16 protein-coding genes and 1 pseudogene are annotated in these 22430 nt (G+C 62.2%); 10 read left to right on the forward strand and 7 right to left on the reverse strand.

Annotated features, from left to right (window positions below; translation table 11 throughout):
* The first annotated feature begins 407 nt into the window (after positions 1 to 407).
* Complete coding sequence (locus tag L5014_RS19180; RefSeq protein WP_238465319.1) at positions 408 to 1991, forward strand: esterase/lipase family protein; 1584 nt, start codon at positions 408 to 410, stop codon at positions 1989 to 1991.
* Positions 1992 to 2089: 98 nt separating this feature from the next.
* Positions 2090 to 3070, forward strand: coding sequence for a T6SS immunity protein Tli4 family protein (locus L5014_RS19185; RefSeq protein ID WP_238465320.1), 981 nt, complete (start codon positions 2090 to 2092; stop codon positions 3068 to 3070).
* 108 nt (positions 3071 to 3178) lie between these two features.
* Here L5014_RS19185 and L5014_RS19190 read toward each other — a convergent pair whose 3' ends face one another.
* The 3 genes from L5014_RS19190 to L5014_RS19200 all read right to left on the reverse strand — a co-directional run bounded on the left by L5014_RS19190 (position 3179) and on the right by L5014_RS19200 (position 7871).
* The gene (locus L5014_RS19190) at positions 3179 to 4498 is read right to left on the reverse strand and encodes an MFS transporter (RefSeq protein ID WP_238465321.1); all 1320 of its coding nucleotides are present in this window, start codon (positions 4496 to 4498) and stop codon (positions 3179 to 3181) included.
* Between the two features lie 73 nt (positions 4499 to 4571).
* The gene (locus L5014_RS19195; protein ID WP_238465322.1) at positions 4572 to 6209 is read right to left on the reverse strand and encodes a GMC family oxidoreductase; all 1638 of its coding nucleotides are present in this window, start codon (positions 6207 to 6209) and stop codon (positions 4572 to 4574) included.
* Positions 6210 to 7055: 846 nt separating this feature from the next.
* Complete coding sequence (locus tag L5014_RS19200) at positions 7056 to 7871, reverse strand: IclR family transcriptional regulator (RefSeq protein ID WP_238465323.1); 816 nt, start codon at positions 7869 to 7871, stop codon at positions 7056 to 7058.
* A gap of 386 nt (positions 7872 to 8257) precedes the next feature.
* Between L5014_RS19200 and L5014_RS19205 the strand changes: the two genes are divergently transcribed.
* From L5014_RS19205 to L5014_RS19225, 5 genes are all read left to right on the forward strand, one after another.
* Positions 8258 to 9673, forward strand: a complete 1416-nt coding sequence (locus L5014_RS19205) for an NAD(P)/FAD-dependent oxidoreductase (RefSeq protein WP_238465324.1) — start codon at positions 8258 to 8260, stop codon at positions 9671 to 9673.
* A gap of 211 nt (positions 9674 to 9884) precedes the next feature.
* Positions 9885 to 11369 carry an amino acid permease gene (locus L5014_RS19210; RefSeq protein ID WP_238465325.1) on the forward strand — a complete coding sequence of 495 codons (1485 nt, stop codon included), beginning with the start codon at positions 9885 to 9887 and terminating at the stop codon, positions 11367 to 11369.
* A gap of 84 nt (positions 11370 to 11453) precedes the next feature.
* Positions 11454 to 12428: an AAA family ATPase gene (locus L5014_RS19215; RefSeq protein ID WP_238465339.1), complete on the forward strand. Its 975-nt coding sequence runs from the start codon at positions 11454 to 11456 to the stop codon at positions 12426 to 12428.
* Positions 12425 to 14176, forward strand: a complete 1752-nt coding sequence (locus L5014_RS19220) for a cobaltochelatase CobT-related protein (protein WP_420800098.1) — start codon at positions 12425 to 12427, stop codon at positions 14174 to 14176. The genes L5014_RS19215 and L5014_RS19220 overlap by 4 nt, the downstream gene beginning before the upstream one ends.
* A gap of 116 nt (positions 14177 to 14292) precedes the next feature.
* On the forward strand, positions 14293 to 15054 hold the full coding sequence (locus L5014_RS19225) for a Fic family protein (protein WP_238465326.1): 762 nt from the start codon (positions 14293 to 14295) through the stop codon (positions 15052 to 15054).
* Here L5014_RS19225 and L5014_RS19230 read toward each other — a convergent pair.
* The 3 genes from L5014_RS19230 to xsc all read right to left on the reverse strand — a co-directional run bounded on the left by L5014_RS19230 (position 15038) and on the right by xsc (position 18789).
* The gene (locus L5014_RS19230; protein ID WP_238465327.1) at positions 15038 to 15796 is read right to left on the reverse strand and encodes a sulfite exporter TauE/SafE family protein; all 759 of its coding nucleotides are present in this window, start codon (positions 15794 to 15796) and stop codon (positions 15038 to 15040) included. The genes L5014_RS19225 and L5014_RS19230 overlap by 17 nt on opposite strands.
* Positions 15793 to 16833, reverse strand: coding sequence for a phosphate acetyltransferase (gene pta / locus L5014_RS19235; RefSeq protein ID WP_238465328.1), 1041 nt, complete (start codon positions 16831 to 16833; stop codon positions 15793 to 15795). Before pta ends, L5014_RS19230 begins: the two co-directional genes overlap by 4 nt.
* A 138-nt stretch (positions 16834 to 16971) precedes the next feature.
* The gene (gene xsc, locus L5014_RS19240; RefSeq protein ID WP_238465329.1) at positions 16972 to 18789 is read right to left on the reverse strand and encodes a sulfoacetaldehyde acetyltransferase; all 1818 of its coding nucleotides are present in this window, start codon (positions 18787 to 18789) and stop codon (positions 16972 to 16974) included.
* A gap of 788 nt (positions 18790 to 19577) precedes the next feature.
* Here xsc and L5014_RS19245 point away from each other — a divergent pair.
* From L5014_RS19245 to L5014_RS19255, 3 genes are read left to right on the forward strand one after another with little or no spacing between them, the layout of a single operon-like run.
* Positions 19578 to 20420: an ABC transporter permease gene (locus L5014_RS19245; protein ID WP_238465330.1), complete on the forward strand. Its 843-nt coding sequence runs from the start codon at positions 19578 to 19580 to the stop codon at positions 20418 to 20420.
* 24 nt (positions 20421 to 20444) lie between these two features.
* Complete coding sequence (locus L5014_RS19250; protein ID WP_238465331.1) at positions 20445 to 21464, forward strand: taurine ABC transporter substrate-binding protein; 1020 nt, start codon at positions 20445 to 20447, stop codon at positions 21462 to 21464.
* A 28-nt stretch (positions 21465 to 21492) separates the two neighbouring features.
* Positions 21493 to 22230, forward strand: a complete 738-nt coding sequence (locus tag L5014_RS19255; protein WP_238465332.1) for an ABC transporter ATP-binding protein — start codon at positions 21493 to 21495, stop codon at positions 22228 to 22230.
* A 94-nt stretch (positions 22231 to 22324) separates the two neighbouring features.
* Here L5014_RS19255 and sdhB read toward each other — a convergent pair.
* A pseudogene (gene sdhB / locus L5014_RS19260) lies at positions 22325 to 22430 on the reverse strand (succinate dehydrogenase iron-sulfur subunit); the annotation flags it as partial.

Genomic DNA, 22430 nt, shown 5'->3' on the forward strand with positions numbered 1-22430 from the left:
GTGTATTCGAAGGACGTCAGGACCGCGCGACTCCATTCGCCAAAGAGGCGGAGCCCACGCGGACGTGTGAGTGGGCGCTCGGGGCCGCTTTCGATAGTTCACTCTCGTCCGGTTTTCAACTTCAACAAGAGTCAGAGCCATCTCGGCTGCTGCTTCGGGCGATCCCGGCGATCTGATCCATGACCAGCCAAATACTGCATGCCGCGGCGGTGACGTATCGCGCAAGTGCAGGGCCGGAATCGCTGTTTGATCTTTTTCTGATTTTTATCATTGCTCGTTCTCCCAAACCTGCTTAACAACGTCGTTGGGCATGGAAACGCACGCGTGCCATTGCCCGCCCTCGTTGCCCAGATCAGCACGGGGCAATTCGTAAAGGCCGCGTTGCGCGTAAATGGGAGGAAACTGCATTGGCTACACAACTAGAGCGCATCATCCCGCCGAAGATTGCCGACGATGGGTCGGTTCATTACTCGTCGGTAACATCGCCGCCTGACCAGAGCACGGCCGTCTGCTACATGGTCCCGCGCCGGGTCATTCCCGTGATCTTTGTGCCAGGCATCATGGGGACGAATCTGGCGAAGAAGGATACTGATCCACCGGAGCCGGTCTGGCTTCTCGACAGCAATTCGACTGTTAAGTCATGGATGGTAAGCAGTGCGGCAGATCGCAAGCTCATTCTGGATCCGGAAAAAACTACGGTTCACACCGATGGAAAGATTGCAACTGGCACGGCACAAACTGAAGCTGAGTTGCACCGCCGTGGCTGGGGCGAAGTTGCCTACATGAGCTACGGTGGGTGGCTGGTATGGCTCGAAAACGCGCTGAACGACGCTCACGCGGAAACCGATTACGGACGCAAGGGATTGCGCGAGAGCCTGTGCCACATCGTCACCCCGGGCTTGGAAAAGCTGGTATTCGACGAGGTGGCGCTCTCGTACAAGTATCAATTTCCCGTGCATGCAGTGGGTTACAACTGGCTGCAATCGAACGCAGTGTCGGCCGCCCGTCTTTCTGCGCGAATCGATGAAATCACGGCCTGGTATCGCGAGCAGTTCAATTACCGATGCGAGAAAGTGATTCTTGTGACCCACTCGATGGGCGGGCTCGTGGCCCGCTATTACTCGGAAGTGATGGGGATGCGCGACAAGGTGCTGGGCATCGTGCATGGGGTGATGCCGGCCACGGGAGCCGCCGCGACCTACAAGCGGATGAAGACGGGAACGGAAGGTGCAGGTATCAAAGGCGCTTTGACGGCTCTCGCGCTGGGACCGAACGCAGCCACCATGACTGCGGTGGTTGGCAATGCGCCGGGTCCGCTGCAGTTGTTGCCGAGCCGCGACTACGGCATGGGGTGGCTCAGGATCAGGGACGGCGAGCGGTTCGTCGCTTTACCGGAATCAGATCCGTACAGCGAAATCTATACGGTGCGTGGCACCTGGTGGGGCTTGTGCGATGACCAGTTACTGAACCCGCGCGATACCGCGAAGAAAATCGTCGATCAGGACTGGAAGAAATTTAGTGAATTGATAGTCAAGGAAGTTGAACCGTTCCACGACCGCATCAGCGGCAAGTACCACGCCAACACTTACGCGTTCTACGGTGACGATGAGAACCACTTGGCATACGGCACTATTACATGGACGCAGCATGCCCCACCGCTGCTGCGAGGTGGTTCCCCACCTATTACCGATCTGCTCAGAAAACGTGGCAGCGAAGATCCCGCGACCGGTGACCAAATGATTGAGACGACGCAGAACGGAAGGGCCGTGTTTTCCAAATTCGTTCTGCGAGACGCCGAAGAGCACGGGGATGGGACAGTCCCCGTTCGCTCTGGCCGCTCACCCGGCCATCAGGTGCACGCCTGTACAGCCTTCGCTGGTATCGACCATGAAGGAGCCTACAAGGTTGATGCGACCAGGCTTTTCACCCTTCATGCCATCACGCGCATTGCGCAGAGCGTAAAGGGTACTGCCTTGGACTACAAGGCATGAGGAGACCGCGCGTAACACTGGCCGCTGTATGCCTCATTTTTATCGTTGTCGCTTGTGAAAACAAGCTGCCACCGTTGAGTCGACAGGAAAAGCAAATCGTGAGTGAACTGACTGCGAACTTGAAAGCGCGGTGCGTAGGCCGCTATCTGATTGATATGCCGGAGGATGCCACGGAATACGGCTACGCCAAGATCGGGGGTGTTGACGTTGAAGCACAGGCGATGAGCGAAGACGCTTACCGGGAGGAGATTGCTCAACGCGAAGCAAAGTTAAAAACTGTCGAGACCAACTATCCCCGCCCGTTTCTGTACGCCTTTGGATCAGCGCGTGGGAAAAACACGTACTACTTTATTTACCGTGACACTGTCATCGATAGCCCAGCGACGCGATACATCGAAGGATACAAATGGGACCGTGGGTATCGCTTCATGGTGAAAATTGAGGCGTCTGACTACCTTCATCCCGATCAAACTAATAATCCAATCGTCAGGAAATTCGATGTGAAAAATGATGTCCCCGCAAAAACTGATCTGGTACTTGGCTTGCTCGAAAAATTGCGAGGCCGCCCGAAAGAGGAGGCTCCAACCGAGCCAGGGTTGTGCTTCGCGGGTGGCTTTCTACCCGGGAAGGCAACGGATGACCAGTACGTAAACAGTGGATTTAGATTGGCGAGTAATCGTGATGTTTTCTTTAACGTATCTGTTGATACAGCATCGCGGGAAAACACGACGCTCTTGCAGCATGCAAACAACCCTCTAACGCTGGATGCCCTCAACGCAATGGATGCGAAAGTCATTCGCAAGGGAGCGGTGGAGCTTTCCGGCTTAAAAGGAGAGGAGTGGCTCTTTGAAGGTCTGAAGCCTGGAGACGGGCGCGGCGACACCTTCAAGCTTGCCGTCAATGAAACCACGAGCCGACCAGAATCACCCTATGTGTCTCTGGGTATGCAGACTGGTGGACGGCTCAGAATAGAAGGGAAACTCGTGAGCCTCGAACATGGGTCACTCACCACCGGGGAGGCTGTAGCGCTTTGGGATGCAGTATCGAGGACGGTTCGGCTCAGGCCTGGTGCTTTGTGATACAGGCCCGGAAAATCTGCTTCAAATAGGAAAGCATGCGTCGCCCGCTTCCATTATGGGGCGACGCTGTTCCAGAAAATCAACATAAAGCGCCTGATTCGCTTTAGCTCACCTCACCCCACCCACCGCCACGCGCCGCGAAAGCTGCCGACGCCCGACCCACGCGGCCGAAAGCGCACTAATGAGACCCGCACACAGCGTATAAACACAAATAAGCCACGGATCGCCGCCATTACGCTGCAAAAGCCACGTCGCCATGATCGGGCTGATCCCGCTCGCGAAGATCCCCGAAAACTGATACACAAACGAAATCCCGGAATAGCGCACATTGGCATCAAAAAGCTCCGCAAAGAGCGCCGCCTCCGGCCCATAAACCGACGCATACACCACACCGAGCGGGATGATCACCGCGATCCACACGAGCAAGGGCTCGCCACCGCTATGCTTCATGAGCCAGAAGCCGAAGAACGACGAAAAGCCCGTGAGCAGCGATCCCCAGAAGTAGATGCGCGTGCGTCCGACACGATCCGAAAGCCGGCCAAAGAACGGAATCGTGAAGATCATCACGAATGCGGCGGCCATGACGGCGAGCAGCGCGTCGGTGCGCGAGAGCTTGAGCGTCTGCGTGAGATAGGCGATGGTGAAAACCGCGAACACGTTGAAGAACACGCCGTCGATGAAGCGCGCACCCATGCCCGCGAGCACGTTGCCGGGGTAGCGGGTGAGCACCTCGGCAATCGGCACGCGAATTTCGGCCCCCGCTTGCTTCACGCGCTCGAACTCGGGCGTTTCCATCACGCGCAGGCGGATATACATGCCGATCGCCACGAGCGCGAATGAGAGGAAGAACGCCACACGCCAGCCCCACGCGAGAAATTGCGCATTGCTGAGCGTGGAAGAGAGCAGCGCGACCACGCCCGAGGCGAGGCACAGCCCGATCGCAAGGCCGATTTGCGGAATGCTCGCGAAGAGTCCGCGTTTGCCTTCGGGGGCGTACTCGAACGACATGAGCACGGCGCCGCCCCATTCGCCGCCGAGACCCAGGCCTTGTGCGACGCGCAGGACGAGCAGCAGCGCGGGCGCCCAGAGGCCGATCTGCGCGTAGGTGGGCACGGTGCCGATCAGCACGGTGGCGACGCCCATGATGGAAAGCGTCATCACCAGCATGCTCTTGCGGCCGAGCCGGTCGCCGAAATGGCCGAAGATCATCCCGCCGAGCGGGCGGCTCAGAAAGCCCACGGCAAAGGTGCCGTAGGCGAGCATCGTGGAGATGAGGGGATCGCCGCTCGGGAAATAGAGCTTGTTGAAAACGATGCCGGCGACCACACCGTAGAGGAAGAAGTCATACCATTCGATGGTCGCGCCAATCAGGCTCGCTACGACCACGCGTCTCATCTGCCGGGCATCGACCCGGGGCAATGCGTTCATGGTTGTCTCCAGAAATAGGCTTGGTTATCCTTCATGGCCGCTGCGTTTCACATGGCCTGCATGACTGCGTGGGTCAGACGTGCGCTTGCGCATGCTCCGGTTGCGACGCGGTAAGCGCTGGGCGGTCCTCGAGAATCATGTCGGCCGCTTTCTCGGCGATCATGATCACGGGGGCATTCGTGTTGCCGGAGACGAGTTCCGGCATGATCGACGCGTCCACCACGCGCAGGCCGCCGAGGCCGTGCACTCTCAGCCGTTCGTCGACGACGGCCATGGCATCGCGGCCCATCTTGCAGGTGCCCGCGGGATGGTAGATGGACTGGCTGTAGTTGCGCGCGGCCTCCAGCAGTTCGGCATCGGTCTGGTACTGCGCACCCGGCACGAACTCGGAGACGATGTGCGGCGCAAGCGAGGGCGCGGCCGCGATGCTGCGCGCGACCCGGATGCCGCCGATCACCACTGGATGGTCGCGTACGTCGGACAGATAGTTCGCGTGGATGGCCGGATACGCGAGCGGCTCGGTCGAGCGGATCTCGACGCTGCCGCGGCTATAGGGACGTAGTTGGCATACCGAAGCAGTGAATGCGGAGAACGGATGTGCGCCCTTGCCGGGTTTGTCGGCGCTTAGTGGTTGCATGTGGAACTGGATGTCGGGGCGCTCGACATCGGGGCGCGAGCGCGTGAAGATCGCGACCTGGCTTGCGGCCAGCGTGAGCGGACCAGTGCGCCAGAGCGCGTATTGCAGCCCGATCCATGCCTTGCGCAAGGGGTGATTGACTTCATCGTTGAGCGTGCGCTCGCGCGTGCGGAACACGAGACGCACCTGAAGATGGTCCTGCAGGTTCTGCCCCACGCCAGCCAGTTCGTGCAGCACAGGTACGCCGGCATTGCGCAATACGTCCGCTGGACCCACGCCGGAGTGCTGAAGAATTTGCGGCGAGCCTATCGCGCCGGAAGCGAGAATGACCTCCACGCGAGCGCGCGCCTGTTTGCGCTCGCCGCCCTGCATGTACTCCACGCCCACCGCGCGGCGCCCTTCGAAGAGCACCCGGCACGCTTGCGCGCGCGTCGCCACGCTCAGGTTGCTGCGATGGCGCGCGGGCTTGAGAAAGCCCTTGGCGGTGCTCCAGCGAAAGCCCTTGTATGCCGTTTGCTGAAAATAGCCGACGCCTTCCTGGCTTGCGCCGTTGTAGTCCTGATTGAGCGGAATGCCGATGTCCTGCGCGGCGGCGATGAAGTGATCGGCGATGGGACGGTGCAGCCGCAGGTCGGAGACCTTCAACGGGCCGCCCACGCCGTGCCATTCGTTCGCACCGCGCTCCTGGTCCTCGGACTTTTTGAAGTAGGGGAGCACGTCGTCGTAACGCCAACCATGGTTGCCGAGCGCGGCCCATCGGTCGTAGTCCTCACGTTGCCCGCGGACGTAGAGCAGGCCATTGAGCGAACTCGAACCGCCGAGCACCTTACCGCGCGGCCAGTCGATTTGCCGCCCGGCCACGTTTTCGTCGGGCTCGGTGCGATAGCACCAGTCGAGCTCGGGGTCGTGCATGGTCTTGAAGTAGCCAACCGGGACGTGGATCCACGGGTTGGAGTCCTCGCCGCCCGCTTCGAGCAGCAGCACGGTATTGCGGGCATCGGCGCTCAGGCGGTTGGCGAGCACGCAGCCCGCCGATCCGGCGCCGACGATCAGGTAATCGACTTCGTGTTCCATGAATCCCGTCTCCTCGAAATCCAGGCGCGGCGCGGCGTGGTTCGATGTACGCCTTGTGCCGCGTTTTTTGAATCAATGTCGTGGATGGGGAGAGCGATCGCAAGCGCAAATGGTGCGCGCACGCCGAAAGTGAAACGGAAACCGCTGAAACGGAATCAGAAGTCTGTGGGGGAGTGCCTGGTTTGTGTTGGCTGCCAGGGGGTGGTTTTTTCGCGTTTCCTTGTTTTCGTGTCGGTCTATTAGCGTTGCCCCTGTGCGGGGCGGCACCTACTTTTCTTTGCAGCGGCAAAGAAAAGTAGGCAAAAGAAAGCCGCTCAAACCGCCAGTGTGACGCCGTCCACCTCTTGCCGTTAATCGAAGTGGTTCCGGGGCATCCGTCACCTCGCACATTCAACGTTAGTGACAAAGGGCCCGCACATCCCGCTGCTCGCTACGCGCGCAGCGGTCGGGTCTGCATGGGAAACCAGGTGTGCTGCCTGGGTACTCGAATGCGCATGCGCAGCATCGATGCGCAGGCATCCTGATTGTTTTGGATTATGCCCCACGGCGCGCGTAGCGCCGCCGGAGGAATGAGCCCTTAGTCACTCCGTTGTAGGGCGCGTGGTGGCGGACGCTCCGGAACCGCTCCGATTAAAGGCAAGTGGTGTACTGCGTCACACTGGCGGTTTGAGCGGCTTTCTTTTGCCTACTTTTCTTTGCCGCTGCAAAGAAAAGTAGGTGCCGCCCCGCACAGGGGCAACGCTAGCAGACCGACACGAACACAAGGAAACGCAAAAAAGCGGAAACCGCGAAACAGCAACCGCCCGAAAAAACCCTAACGAAAGCCCGCACCGGCCCAGCGCCGGTTCATGCCAGCGACAGACCCTGAAGCAGCGGCGCGAGCCCGTTCGCGGTTTCCCGCATGCGGCCCACGGCTTCCAGCAGATCGTTGAGGCTCTTGCGCGCGGTCGGCGCGTGCACGGCGAGCGCAGCCAGCACGCGCTTGCTGGCGGGGTCCATCACAGGCACCGCGATCGCCACCATACCGCGCACGAACTCCTCGTTGTCGATGCCGATGCCGCGCACCGCGAGCCGGTCCAGCTCGGTGGCGAGAATCTGCGGATCGGTGAGGGTGCGATACGTCATCTTCGTGAGCACGAGGCGCTCGAGCAGCGCGTTGCGTTCGAGTGCCGTCATCTGCGAGAGAAACAGCTTGCCGCTCGCGGTGCAGTGCAGCGGAACGTGCATGCCGGGGCGCATTTCCATGCGCAGTGGCTCCGTCGTTTCGACACGCTCGATGTAGAGCACGCGGTCGCCGTCGAGCGCGGTGAGGTTGCAGGTCTCGCCAAGGGACTCCACGAGCGAGCGCAGCAGCACGCGGCAGGAGCGCGTGAATGTGTTGTTGGCGAGCGTGGCCAGCGCGAGCTGCGCCGCGCGGGGCCCAAGCGCAATGCTGCGGTCGTGGCCGCGCGAGTCGGGCATGTGGACCACGTAGCCGCGCGTTTCGAGCGAGTCGATGAGTCTCAGCAGCGTGGCCTTGGGAATATGGAGCCGCGCGGACAGTTGGGACAGCGTGTACGGCTGGCCCGCCGACGCTAACTGCTCCAGCACGACGAGCGCGCGCAGCACGCGTGCATCGTCCGTCGACGATTCGTCGCGCGGCGCTGGTGCAGTGTCTCGCATGGTCTCTCCGGGTTTTCCTCAGGTCCGTTTTTGCCGGCAATGAAATGCACGGCGTGTGATGGCGGGAATAATGGAACAAATTGTTCGGGTTTTCTAGCCCATTTTCAAAGCGAACATGAAGTTCGTGGCGTGACAACCCGAATTACCCTGATGCGCCGATACAAAAGTGCTGCAAATACACTGCAAACGGCCCCGCTGTACCAGGCGATACCAGGCCACTGGTTCTACCTGGGTGCAATTGGTCTGCCTAGAATTTTCACCAACGGAGCACGAAAGAAAAGACAGGAGACAGGCATGACGATCAAGCAGTCGGCAGCAACCGCTCTCACCCCAGTCCGTGTAACCGTCCGCGCAGTTGTGCACACCAAGACGACGGAGCATTGATCATGGGATACAGCACCATCGAGCATCCGGCCACCGGCTTTGTCGGCGGCAACAACGGCTCCACGAAATACGATCCCACCTACGATCCGCTCGTGTCCCCAGGCCCTGGGATCGGCAAGGACTACGCGCCCACCTACTGGGTCGCGACGGCGGGCACCCCACCGGCCGACGACGGCCCCGTCACGAAGGACATCGACGTCGACGTCGCGATCATCGGCGGCGGCTACACGGGTCTGGCCACGGCGTTGTGCCTCGCACGCGAGCACGGCATCAAGGCGGTCGTGCTCGAGGCAAACCGCACGAGCTGGGGTTGCAGCAGCCGCAACGGCGGGCAAGGGCAGAACGCCTCGGGCCGTCTCTCGCGCTCGCAATGGATCGAGCGCTGGGGCAAGGGCATCGCGCTCAAGATGCACGACGAAATCCAGCAGGGCTTCAATCACTTCAAGGAGTTCGTGTCGGAGATCGACTGCGATCCGCAGCCGGGCGGTCACTTCCTGATCGCACACCGGCCGCGCATCATGGCCAAGCTCGCTGCCGAGGCCAAGGTCTGGAAGGACGTGTTCGGCTATCCGTCCGAGCTGATCGACGCGAAGACCTTCCGCCGCGAATTTATCGACGACCACGAGTCGTGCGGCGCGCTGCACGAGCCCGAAGGGATCGGTGTACATGCACTGAAGCTCGCGTTCGGCTACCTGCGCCTCGCGCGCGCAGCCGGCGCGAAGGTGCACACGAGCAGCCCGGTCATGGGCTGGGAAACCATCAACGGCGTGCATCATCTGCGCACGCCGGGCGGCATCGTGCGGGCGCGTGCAGTGGGCATCGCAACCGGTGCGTACACGGCGCAGACGCTGCATCCGTCGCTGCGCAGCAAGGTCATGCCGATCCTCTCGAATTCGATGGTCACGCGTGTGCTCACCGACGCCGAGATCGACGCGTGCAACTTCCGCACGACCCAGGTGCTCACGGATACGCGCACGCTGCGCTTTTACTATCGCTTCCTGCCCGACCGCAGATTGCAGATCGGCAGCCGCAGCGCAATCACGGGGCAGGACGCGCCGAACCCGCGCCACCTCGACCTGCTCAAGGAAGGCATGGCGCGCAAGTTTCCGGCGCTGCGCGGCGTGCAGATCGACTACTCGTGGTGGGGCTGGGTGGACGTGAGTCACGACATGATGCCGCGCGTATGCCAGCCGGATCCGCGCCAGTCGGTGTATTACGCACTCGGCTACGGCGGCAATGGCGTTTCGTATTCTCAACAGGCCGGACGGCGTCTCGCCGAGCGCATCGCCGGCAAGGGTGCGCATCAGACGCTGCCGATCTTCACTTCGCCGCTGCCAGGGCATCCATTTGCGCCATTCAGGCGCATCGGGCAGCGCATGCTCTACGTGCAGTACTTCAGGCGCGACGAGAAGCCCTGAAGACACGCGCTGCAACACGTTCGAATAACGAAGCAAATAACAGCAAATGAGACCCATCCGGGCAACGCGGGTGCGCCTGTGCTTGCGCACGGGCTCGCCCGTCACGGATGGCGAGTGCCGGTTGCGTCGCGAAGCACCGCGAACGCGTCCGCACTCGAACAACCAGGAATTAACCAGGAACAACCAGGATCTGGAATCTGGAGGAGGTGACATGCAACCCTCGATGGACAATAGTCAGTTGAAATGCGGTCTCAAGCAGCGGCACATGACGATGATCGCGCTAGGCGGCGTGATCGGAGCCGGTCTTTTCGTTGGCAGTGGCGTAGTAATCCAGCAGACGGGGCCCGCTGCGGTGCTGTCGTTTCTCATCACCGGCGGGCTCGTGGTGCTGGTGATGCGCATGCTCGGCGAAATGGCCTGCGCCATGCCCGCAGTGGGTTCGTTCTACGAATATGCGCGGATGGCGTTTGCGAGTTGGCGCGGGCCGGGCAAGCTCGCGGGCTTCCTCACAGGGTGGATGTACTGGTATTTCTGGGTGATTGTGGTTGCCGTGGAGGCGGTGGCGGGCGCCAAGCTCGTCCAGTTCTGGCTACCCGACGCGCCAGCCTGGATCATCAGTCTCGTGCTGCTCGTGCTTCTGAGCGCGACGAATCTGATCTCGGTTGGCAGCTACGGCGAGTTCGAATTCTGGTTCTCGTCGATCAAGGTCGCGGCCATCATGGTGTTCCTGTTCCTCGGCGGCCTGTACGTGCTCGGGCTGTGGCCTTCGTCGCTGCACACGGCTTCCGTGCTGCCGACGCTGCTCGGCCATGGCGGGCTCATGCCGAAGGGGATCGGGCCAGTGCTCAGTGGCGCCGTAGCGGCAACGGGTTTTTACTTCGGCGCGGAGATCGTCACGATCGCGGCGGCCGAGGCGCGCGAACCCGCGAAGGCCGTTGCCAAGGCAACCAATTCGGTGATCACGCGTGTGCTCGTGTTTTATGTGGGTTCCGTGCTGCTCGTGGTTGCGCTCGTGCCGTGGAATTCGCCGCAGATGTCGACGCCCTATGTGAGCGCCCTTGAAGTGATGGGCCTGCCCGCCGCCGCCAACATCATGAACGCGATCGTGCTGACCGCCGTGCTCTCGGCGCTGAACTCGGGCCTCTATGCCGCCTCGCGCATGCTGTTCGCACTGACCCGCCACGGCGATGCGCCCAAGGCGCTCGCGAAGGTGAGCCGCCGCGGCGTGCCGGTGCGCGCAATCCTGCTCGGCACTGTATTTGGCTATGTGTCGGTGGTCATGTCTTACGTTTCGCCGGATACGGTGTTCGCCTTCCTCGTGAACTCGTATGGCACCGTCGCGATCTTCGTCTATCTGCTCATCGCCATGTCGCAACTGCGTCTGCGCAAGCGTCTCGATGTACAGGCAGTTGGCGAGCTGCGCGTGAAGATGTGGTGCTTCCCGTACCTCACCTGGCTCTCGATTGCCGGCATGGTCAGCATTCTCGTGGCGATGGCGTTCATCCCCGAGCAGCGCAAGCCGCTCTGGCTCGGTGTGGTGAGTCTCGTGGTGTTGCTCGCGGCCTATGCGTGGTTTAACCGTCGAGGTCGTGCACGCGAGGAGGAGCAGAACTTCCTGAACTGGCCGAATGGGTCGATGGATCAATACGCGGCCAATACGGGTTCGGGCAACTTTCATGGCCACCTCGGCGAGTGAGGCCGAATGAAGCCGAATACGCTTGTGCGCACCCATGACGACCACGAGGAGAGCACCGTGGACCCCGAGAAAACGGATTGCACGATGGAGAAGCCCGACTTGATGGTGTCGGTGCGCGAGCGCTTTGGCATCGACTCGAATCTGATGGTGCCGGCGTTCGGCACGCGCGACGCGCATGTGCCCGACATCGACGAGGCATACCGCTTCAACCCCGAGGTGACGCTTGCGATCCTCGCGGGCTTCACGCGCAACCGGCGCGTGATGGTTCAAGGGCTGCACGGCACGGGCAAGTCCACGCATATCGAGCAAGTTGCCGCGCGGCTGAACTGGCCTTGCGTGCGCGTGAATCTCGACGGTCATATCAGCCGGCTCGACCTCGTCGGCAAGGACGCCATCGTGCTGCGCGATGGCCGCCAGGTCACCGAGTTCCAGGAAGGCATCGTGCCGTGGGCGCTGCAACGGCCCGTCGCGCTGATCTTCGACGAGTACGATGCGGGCCGCCCCGACGTGATGTTCGTGATTCAGCGCATTCTCGAGCGCGACGGCAGCTTCACGTTGCTCGACCAGAATCGCGTGATTCGCCCGCACCCGTATTTCCGTCTCTTCGCGACCACCAACACGATCGGCCTCGGCAATCTCAACGGGCTGTACCACGGCACGCAGATGCTCAATCACGCGCAGATGGACCGCTGGAACGTTGTCGCGACCCTCAATTACCTGCCGCGCGAGGAGGAGGCCGGCATCGTGCTCGCGCGCGTGCCGGAGATGACCGACGCGGCGGGCCGCGCGCTGGTCGACTCTATGGTCAGCATGGCCGCGCTCACGCGCAAAGGGTTCGCGAGCGGCGACCTGTCCACGCTGATGTCGCCGCGCACCGTCATCAACTGGGCCGAGAACTGCGAGATCTTTCGCGATCCCGCGCTGGCGTTCCGGCTCACTTTCCTGAACAAATGCGACGAGGCCGAGCGGCCCATCGTCGCCGAGTATTACCAGCGTTGCTTCGGTGTCGAGCTCGATGCCGAGCCGCCCGGTGATGACTCGCAAGATCCGCGCGCATGATGTCCACCACGGCCACACCGCACACGCAGCCCACGCGCGAAGCCGTGCGCGCCGCGTTGCGGCGCGAGGCGCTGTGCGCGGCCGCCGTGCGCGCGCTCACGGGCGACCCCGCGCTGCATTATCGCGGCGGGCGGCTGTGCCGGCAGTTGCGGCCGCTGCCGCTGTACGCGCCGCATCTGCGCAGCAACGCCTATGAGGACGATTTCGCTTCGTTGCGCGGCGCCGCCGATGGCGCCGCGCAACGCCTGCTCCATTCCGATGCGGCATTGCACCGGCTGCTATGCCCCGAGGCACCCGTCGAGCGCCTGTTGTTCGAGCTTTTCGAGCAGGTGCGTTGCGAGGCGCAGGTGTCGCCGGGCATGCAGGGGCTTGCGCGGAACTTGCGGCATCGCTTCGATGAATGGTCGCGCGCGTATTGCCGCGCGGGACTCAGCGAAGGCCATCTCGGCATCCTGCTCTACACGGTCGCGCAGATCGTGTGGTCGCGCGTGACCGGCTGGCCGGTGCTCGAGGAGACCGAAGACCTGATCGAGGCGACGCGCGCCGGCATCGTGCCGGAGATCGGCTCGCAACTCGCCGGCCTGCGCCGGCATCGCGCGGACCAGCGCGCCTACGCGCTGCACGCGCTCGAACTCGCGCGCCGCGTTGCGGCGATGCTCGACGATGCGCGTGCCGCGGTCCGCGCCAGGGACGACGAAGACGAAGCCCGCGAGCCCGACGACGCATTGACGTCGTTCTCGCTCTGGGTGGATCTGGACGAGACGGACGCGGACCTGCCGGCGCTCGCACTCACCGGCGAGAGCCGCGTGCTGGGCGCGGCGGCGGAAGGCTATCGCGCCTACACGACGCAATACGACCGCGAAATCCGGCCGGCCACGCTCGTGCGCGACGCCGTGCTGCGCGAATACCGCGAGCGCCTGGACGAACGTATCGCCGCGCGCGGCATCAACGTCGCGCGGCTCGCGCGCGTATTGCAGGCGGCGCTGGCCGTGCCGGAACGCGATGGCTGGCTGTTCGGCGAGGAGGAGGGCTGCATCGACGGCCGGCGTCTCGCGCAGGTCGTGAGTTCGCCCGCCGAGCGCCGCGTGTTCACGCGCGAACGGCTGCAACCGCGCGGCGATTGCGTGGTGGGCTTCCTGATCGATTGCTCGGGCTCGATGAAGGCGCATATCGAGCCGGTGGCGATGATGGTCGATTTGCTCGCGCGGGCCTGCGAGCAGGCGGGACTCGAGAGCGAGGTGCTTGGCTTCACCACCCTTGCCTGGAACGGCGGCCGTGCGCGCGCCGAGTGGCTCGCGAGCGGGCGGCCGGCGCACCCGGGGCGGCTGAACGAGACCTGCCACATGGTGTTCAAATCCGCCGACGATAGCTGGCGGCGCGCGCGAGCACCCATTGCCGCGCTGCTCAAGCCCGACCTCTTTCGCGAGGGCGTGGACGGCGAGGCCGTCGAATGGGCGTGCGCGCGCCTGGCGGCCCGTGCCGAGGCGCGCCGCATTCTCGTCGTGATCTCGGACGGCAGTCCGATGGACGCGGCAACCGCCCAGGCGAACGACGCCTTCTACCTCGACAACCATCTGAAGGAGGTGGTGGCGCGCCACGAGGCCATGCGCGACGTCGACGTGATCGGGCTGGGCGTGGGGCTCGATTTGAGTCCGTATTACCGGCACTGCATTGCGATGGATCTGGACGAACCGCTAGATATGACGCGGCTCGCGGGGCTCGCCAGGTGGATTGGGGGGAGGAGGTAGTGAGAGAGGGCAGTTGGGAGCAGTTGGGAGCACTTGATGCAGTGCTATGATTTGGCGAATCCGCAGTTCATTGCGCAGTTCATCGATTCGACAGATTACCTTCCCCAGAGAACGTGATGCATTCCCACTTCAACGCGCTGCTTGCGGCGATCGACGCTGACAAGGCAAAGCTGGACGCGGCGCGCCCTTTGCCGCCGCATACATTGGCGTCGCTGCGCGAGAAGCTGATGCTGGAGTGGACCTATCACTCGAACGCCATCGAGGGCAACACGCTGACGTTGCGCGAAACGAAAGTCGTGCTCGAGGGCATCACAGTAGGCGGGAAGACACTACGCGAGCACTTCGAGGCAACGAATCACCGTGACGCGATTCTCTATGTGGAGGAAATCGTCGCGCGGGACGAGCCGCTTTCTGAATGGCAGATCCGGAATATCCATAGCTTGGTGCTGAAGGGCATCAACGACGGACAGGCCGGGCGCTATCGCGAGGAGAACGTCGTAATCGCTGGCGCGAGCACAACACCGCCGGATTTTCTGCATCTACCTGCCGAGATGGCCGCACTGATCCAGTGGCACGAAGGCGCTGCAGATCTGCACCCGCTTGTGCGTGCGGCCGAGCTGCACACGCGCTTCGTGAAGATTCATCCGTTCGTGGACGGCAATGGCCGCACCGGGCGGTTGCTGCTCAATTTCGAGCTCATGAAGGCTGGCTATCCACCGGCGATCATCCGCAAGGAAGACCGCCTGAGCTACTACGATGCGCTCGATGAGGCCTGCGTGAGCGCGGACTTCGGCGCAATCACGCGCCTCGTCGCGCAAGCCGTGGAGCGCTCGCTCGTCACCTATCTGGATGTCCTGGGTCTCAGATCATCGCCCTGATCGCACCCAGCACGAGCGAGGCCCCAATCGCCATCAGCACCCCGAACGCAAGTCGCCGCGTCGTGACCGAAGAAAGCGGCGGCGGATAATGGCGCGCCGCGATCGTCATGAGCATGACGACCGGCGCGGCAATGGCCGCCTCGATCCAGATCGACAAACCAAGCCGTCCCTGATACGCGTTGAACAGCACGCGCGTAAGCGACGTGACCGCGAAGATGAGAATGAGCGCGCAGCGAATTTCAATCAGCTTGAGCGGCTGCCGGTAGAACTGAAAAATGAGCGGCGGCCCCGACATGCCGAACATGCCGCTCAGCAGTCCGCCGCACACGCCGCTCACGAAAAAGCTGCGGTCGTCCGAGCGCTGCGCGAGCGGCGCGGGCTGTAGCGCGGAACTCAAGCCGCCGTACAGCACCACGGCGCCCAGCAGCAATTGCAGCACGCTGGACGCCGAAGCGCTCATGTAATCGAGCAGCAGCACGCCCACCACGACCGCAGGCAGTGCGCCTAGTGTCGTGGCGCCCACCGCGCGCCAGTCGATATGGTTGAGTTTGCCGTGCAACGCGGTGGCGCTATTCGTGAGTGTGACGAGGCTCAGCAGCGTCGCGATGCTCGCGACGGGCGCGAGGTCGAAGCCGCTTGTCGCGCCCATGACGATCATGCTCAGGCCGAAGCCCGTGATCGTCTGAAAATAACTGGCGGCGCCGATTACGGCGATCAGCACCAGGACCTTCTCGTGCATCATGCTGCGTGGGGTTCCTTCGAGTGAGTGGCGGCGCGCTGGCGGGCCGTCTGCGCCTGGACCGCCGTCACGGCGATCACGTAAAAGATGTCTTCCGCGCTGCAGCCGCGCGAGAGGTCGTTGGCGGGCTGGTTGAGCCCTTGCAGCAGCGGGCCGATGGCCTTGGCGCCGCCCAGGCGCTCGGCGAGCTTGTAGCCGATATTCCCCGCGTCGAGGTTCGGAAACACCAGCACGTTCGCGTGGCCGCCACATTGCGAATGTTCGATCTTGCGCTCGGCGATTTCCGCTACCAGCGCCGCGTCGAGTTGCACGTCGCCGTCGACGCAGAGCGTGGGGCGTTGCGCATGCACGCGCCGGGTGGCTTCGATCACCTTGTCCACCGATGCATGATGGGCGCTACCGCTCGTCGAGAACGAGAGCATCGCCACGCGCGGCTCCTCCATCAGCAGACTGCGCGCGCTATCGGCGGCGGCCATGGCGATTTCGGCGAGTTGCCCTGCGTCGGGGTCCACCACGAGCGCGCAGTCCGAGAAGATCAGTCCTCCTTTGTAACGATGAAACGGCTCGCACAGCATCATCAGGAAGAAGCTCGAGACGAGCTTGAACGACGGCTCCACGCCAATGAGCTGGATGGCCGTGCGCACGACGTCGGCGGTGGTGTGGAGCGCGCCCGCCACGGAGCCGTCCGCGTGGCCGAGGCGCACCATCAGGTTGGCGAAGTTGAGCGGCTTGGCGGCTTCGTCCCACGCGAGCGCGGGCGTCATGCCCTTGGCGCCGCGCAGCGCGACGAGTTCGTCGGCGAACGACGTGCGCCAGGCGCTCGCTTGCGGGTCGATCAGCGTCATCTCGCCGAGGTCGATCGACTCGCGCGCGGCGGTCGCACGGATGGCGTCGGGGTCGCCCACCAGCAGGACGCGCGCGGTGCCTTGCTGGCTCGCGCGCGCGGCGGCGGTGAGCACGCGTGCGTCTTCGGCCTCGCATAGCACGATGCGCATGGGCGACGTGCGTGCGCCTTCGACGATTCGGTTCAGGGCTTTCATGGTGTCATGGGAAAAGCGGACGAAAAAACGAAAGCGGCCGCAGGCAGGGGTGCCGCCTGCGGCCGGCCTGCGAGCCCGCGCGCAACTACAACTGCTACCCAACTACAACGAAACTGCGCGCGGGCCGCTACGGACGCCTCAGACGTAGTCCTTGTACTTGTCGAGCAGGCGCACCGGCTTCGAGAGCGCATCGCGGCGGAACGGGTCGCCAAGCTCGCGCGTGCACATGATCTCGACGATGGTCGTCTTGCCTTCGTTCATCTGCATGTCGATCGCGCGCTTGAGCGCCGGACCAACATCTTCCAGCTTGTCCACCACGATGCCTTCGGCGCCCATCGCCTTCGCGATGCCGGCGAAGCTCGGGCTGTCGAGCTCGCCCGCCACGAAGCGGCGGTTGTAGAAGTCCACCTGGTTCTTCTTCTCCGCACCCCACTGGCGGTTATGGAACACCACGGCCGTCACCGGAATGTTGTGGCGCACACAGGTGAGCGTTTCCATCAGGCTCATGCCCCAGGCGCCGTCGCCCGCATACGAGACAGCCGGGCGGTGCGGTGCCGCCACTTTCGCGCCGATGATGGTCGGGAACGCGTAACCGCAGTTGCCCCAGCTCATCGCCGCGAAGAAGCTGCGCGGCTTGTTAAAGCGCAGGTAGCTGTTGGCGACCGAGTTGATGTTGCCGATGTCGGTGGACACCATCACGTCTTCGGGCATGGCCTTTTCCAGCTCGCGCAGCACCTGGCGCGGATGCAGATACTCGCCACCCGTGGGCGGGCGCTCATGCTTCTGCTCTTCGATCATGTCGAGGCTGTAGGCGTCGCGCTCGTGCGTCCAGCCATCGAGTTCCTTCTCCCATGCAGCTTTCTCGGCAGCGATCTCGTTGGCGCGCTCGGCAAGCGTGGCGTCGCACGCGAGCTTGCGGTTCGCGAGACGTTCGGTCAGCGCAATCGCCGCGGCCTTTGCATCGCCGCAGATGCCCACCGAGATCTTCTTCACGAGGCCTAGCATCTTGTGGTCGGCATCGATCTGGATGATCTTTGCGTTCTTCGGCCAGTAGTCCATACCATGTTGCGGCAGCGTGCCGAACGGTCCGAGACGCGAGCCGAGCGCGATCACCACGTCGGCGCGCGAGATCAGCTTCATCGCCGCCTTGGAGCCCTGGTAGCCGAGCGGGCCGCACCACAGCGGATGGTTGGCCGGGAACGAGTCGTTGTGCAGGTAGCTGTTGACGACCGGCGCGCCCAGACGCTCGGCGAGCGCCTTGCATTCCTCGATCGCATCGCCCATCACCACGCCGCCACCGGAGATGATGACCGGGAACTTCGCACTCGCAATCAATTCCGCCGCTTCGTTCAGGCTCTCGTCACCGCCGGCGCCGCGATCGAGACGGCGCGGCTGCGGAATCTCGGCCTTGATCTGGCCGTAGAAGTAGTCGCGCGGAATGTTCAGCTGCGTGGGGCCCATTTCGGACATCGCACGATCGAAGCAGCGCGCGGTGTATTCGGCCATGCGCGCGGGGTGCGTGACGTGGCCCTGGTACTTGGTGAATTCCTGGAACATCGGCAACTGGTTGGCTTCCTGGAAGCCGCCGAGGCCAATGCCCATGGTGCCCGCTTCGGGCGTGATCATCACGACCGGGCTGTGGGCCCAGTACGCGGCTGCGATGGCCGTCACGCAGTTGCTGATGCCGGGGCCGTTCTGGCCGATCACGACACCGTGACGGCCCGAGACGCGCGAGTAGCCGTCGGCCATGTGCGCGGCGCCCTGTTCGTGAACGACGGGAATGAGGCGGATGCCAGCGGGCGCGAAGATGTCCATGGCGTCCATGAACGCGGAGCCCATGATGCCGAACATGTCCGTCACGCCATTGGCGGCCATGGTCTCGACGAAGGCTTCGGAGGGGGTCATGTCCTGCGGACCATTGGCCGTTGCCGTCTGGTTGGGGGTCTTGTCGCTCATCAGCTGTCTCCGGTTGTCGTGTGACGGAATGGCCTGTTTTCGAATGCGCTTTGAACGCTATGCATCGAATGCTATTCGCGGCGTTTTGCGGATCAAGCGATTCCGTTCTTGATGGGTGAATCTGAAATGGAATGAAACGTTTTGTTCCAAAACGTGCGTGACCCGTACCCGGCGCCCTACAAATGCGGCATGCCACACCGTATATCGACACGTTAGCGGGCGGACGTCTGCGGAGGTAGCGCCAGTTCAGGCGTTTCGCCTGGGCCAGGGGGAACCCGAAAGCGGGAGCGCCGTCGCGGGCCGGCCGTCGAGGGTCGGCATTATTCAGCAGAGGAAAGCTGTTCGACCCGACCATGAAAAGTCGTTTATGGAAGTCGAAATAATCGGAACAAATCGGGCTGATTGTTCCAGCGGCGCGCCGCAATAGCAGACAAGCAAGGCTCATCGGACTGGATCCATAGGATCCTCCCGCCTGGTACTACCCGCTACTTTATCGAATGAGGATGCTTGATCAAACGGGCGAGCCACCACATGCAACAAGGTCTCGAAACCTGAATGCGACATCGCCGCTGCTGCCTATACTTTAGGTTAGCTTTTAAGTTGGAAGCGAGACAGAAAATAGAATTTTTAGCTATTCGTCGGTCAGGGCCACGGGGAGAATCGACTCACGTGGTCTGGCAGAAGGACTCAACAATAAATGGTCTGTGTTATCCGCGCATCGCGGATACGAATTGTGTGGCGAAGGGCGTTCCTTCGTGCTCATTTTTTTTCAACTTGAGGAGACCGCGGTGAGAGCCCTACCCAGACTGAAGCATCATGCCGAGGCGCCGATAGAGCCGGTGATCAAGATTCGCCGCGCCAGAACCCAGTTTAATTCCTACTGGCTTACCACTGCTGTACTGGTGGTATCCATCCTGATCTGGCAGGCGGTATCGATGGCGGGCGTATTTCCTGCGTTCGCGCTGCCCTCGCCAGTGGCGGTGTGGCAAGCCTTTGTCGAAATCGTCCACAACGGATATGGCGGCCAGTCGCTCGTCAGCGACGTTCTCGTTAGTTGTTTTCGCATCGTCATAGGCTTCGTTGGCGCGATCGCGATCGGCGTTCCTGTAGGGCTGCTGATGTCACGCAACAAGATCATATTCGACATCATCGATCCATTGCTGCAGTTCGTTCGACCGGTTCCGCCGCTTGCGTATATTCCGCTGCTGGTGGTGTGGTTCGGTATCGGTGAGTTGCCTAAAGCCATCCTGATCCTGGTCGGCACCATTCCAGTCATCATCATCGGCACTATGTCGGGGGTGAAGAGCACGCCGCCGTTGCGTATTTCGGTTGCTCGCACGCTGGGGGCAACAAACGCACAAATATTCCGCAGGGTCGTACTGCCTTCGGCGATGCCGGAGATTTTCACTGCCATGCGGGTGGGTATCGGCGTGGCCTGGACCTGTCTGGTTGCCGCTGAACTGATCGCGGCCAGCAGCGGGCTGGGCTGGCTCGTGCAGTTCGCCGGACAAGCCCTTCAGGTTGGCATCGTGATCGTGGGTATCGTGATCATTGGGTTGATCGGGTATGGCATGGAGCTGGTGATTCGCAAGATCGAGAACTTCGTTGTGCCTTGGCGCGGACATAACTGATCGGGTGATCAGAGGAGACGAAAAATGAAAAAGATGCAATGGATCCAGGCTACGAGCGCGGTGGTACTTGCCGCTGGTTATTTGATGTCGGGTGCCGCTCAGGCTCAGAGCAAGCCCCAGGTCATTATCGGCTACGAGGACAACGGCGCCGATCCGTATATGGTGTCGATGGAAGAACATCTGTTTGAAAAGCATATGAAGGCCGACGTCCAGTACAAGCTCTTCAGCTCTGGTCCGGCGGCGATGAGCGCGCTGGCGTCGAACAGTCTCACGTTCATGTGCGGCCTTGGCGTCCCACCGCTTGTCACGGCCATTGCGCAGGGCCTGCCAATGGCCATCGTGTACAACCAGGAGCGCTACACGAACGCAGCCGGCATTGTGGTCAAACCGGACTCCGGCATTCACGACGTCGCTGGATTGAAAGGCAAGAATATTGCCATTGTTGCCGGCTCGCAGGCCTCGTTCGAACTGGCGACCTTCCTCGCTCAGGCGAAGGTGCCGTATTCGTCAGTAACCCAAATCAATATGGCGCCTCCGCAGATGCGCACCTCGTGGGTTACCGGCGCGATCGACGCGGCGATCGTCTGGGATCCGGTATTCAGTGCGCTGCGCGCGTCTGGGGGAAAAGCGATCAAGACCGACGGCGATCTGCCGCGAGAATCTTCAAGCTATAACGTCTGCATCGCAAACTCCGACTGGGCGAAGGCCCATCCGGACCTGGTGAGCGGTTTCGTCTCCGCGCTCGACGCGGGCTACCAGGTGACGATGAAGGATCGCGACAAGGCGCTGGCCGAGATGGCGCACGCAACCGGGGTGACGGTGCCCGTGGCCAAAGGCGAACTCGACGGCTACGAGCTGTTCTCCGGCGCCGATCAGACGACGCCCAAAGTCATGGGTATCGACGCAGGCGTAAAAACCTCTGCGACATACCTCACGCTGGTCAATACCGCGAAGGTGCTCAACCAGATCGGTCGCATCCCGTCAGTTCCGGCGAACTTCGACAACAACGTCGCGCCGCAGTACGCCAAACACCTTACCCATTGAGTGTTGAATCGCCACGCAGGAGACTCACTTGAATATCGTCATCGATTCCCTGTACAAAACGTTCGGTGCCATTACCGCACTGGAAAACATCAACTTGCAGTTTCAGGGTGGCGAATTCGTCACTGTGCTGGGGTCTTCCGGATGCGGAAAGACGACGTTGCTGCATCTGCTGGCCGGTCTCGAGTCGCCCTCGCGTGGCAACATCTATATCGACGGTGAGGTCAAGGATCGGCCGGGTGCCGATCGGGTTGTGGTGTTCCAGCAGGCGGGATTGTTTCCCTGGCTTAGCGTGGAAGAGAACATCGAGTTCGGGCTGTCACTGAAGACGACGACCAAGGCACAGCGGCGGCAGGCTTCGGCTGAAATCCTGCGCATCATTGGTCTGGAGTCTTTCGCGAAGCACAAGCCCTATCAATTGTCGGGCGGCATGCAGCAGCGCGTGGCGATTGCGAGAGCACTCGTCATGAAGCCGAAGGTCTTGCTGATGGACGAGCCCTTCGGTGCGCTGGATGCGCAGACTCGCAGCTCGATGCAGACGTTCTTGACCTCGCTATGGGATCAATTGCACTGCACCATTGTGTTCATCACGCACGACATCGACGAAGCGATCGTTCTCGGTACGCGCCTCGTCGTGCTTTCGGCGCGGCCGGGGAAGGTCGCACTCGACGTACCGATCGAGCTGGAACGCCCGCGCACGCCGGAGGTCGCATTCGATCCGCACTTCCTGGATCTGAAAAAGCAGGCGATGGGCATCCTCGCGCATTGAGGATGCCCGCGATCAAGCGGTCTGTGTGGTTGGCATCCGGACGCTGCGTGCCGTCCAGCAGATCGCTTGTTTCGCTTGTTTCAGTACCGCAGCCTCAAACCGCGCGGCGGACCATCAGTTCCTTGATCTTGCCGATCGCCTTCGTCGGGTTCAGCCCCTTCGGGCAGACGTCGACGCAGTTCATGATCGTGTGGCAACGG

Source organism: Paraburkholderia tagetis (genome assembly GCF_022213065.1).
In the GTDB taxonomy this organism is placed as follows: Bacteria; Pseudomonadota; Gammaproteobacteria; order Burkholderiales; family Burkholderiaceae; genus Paraburkholderia; species Paraburkholderia tagetis.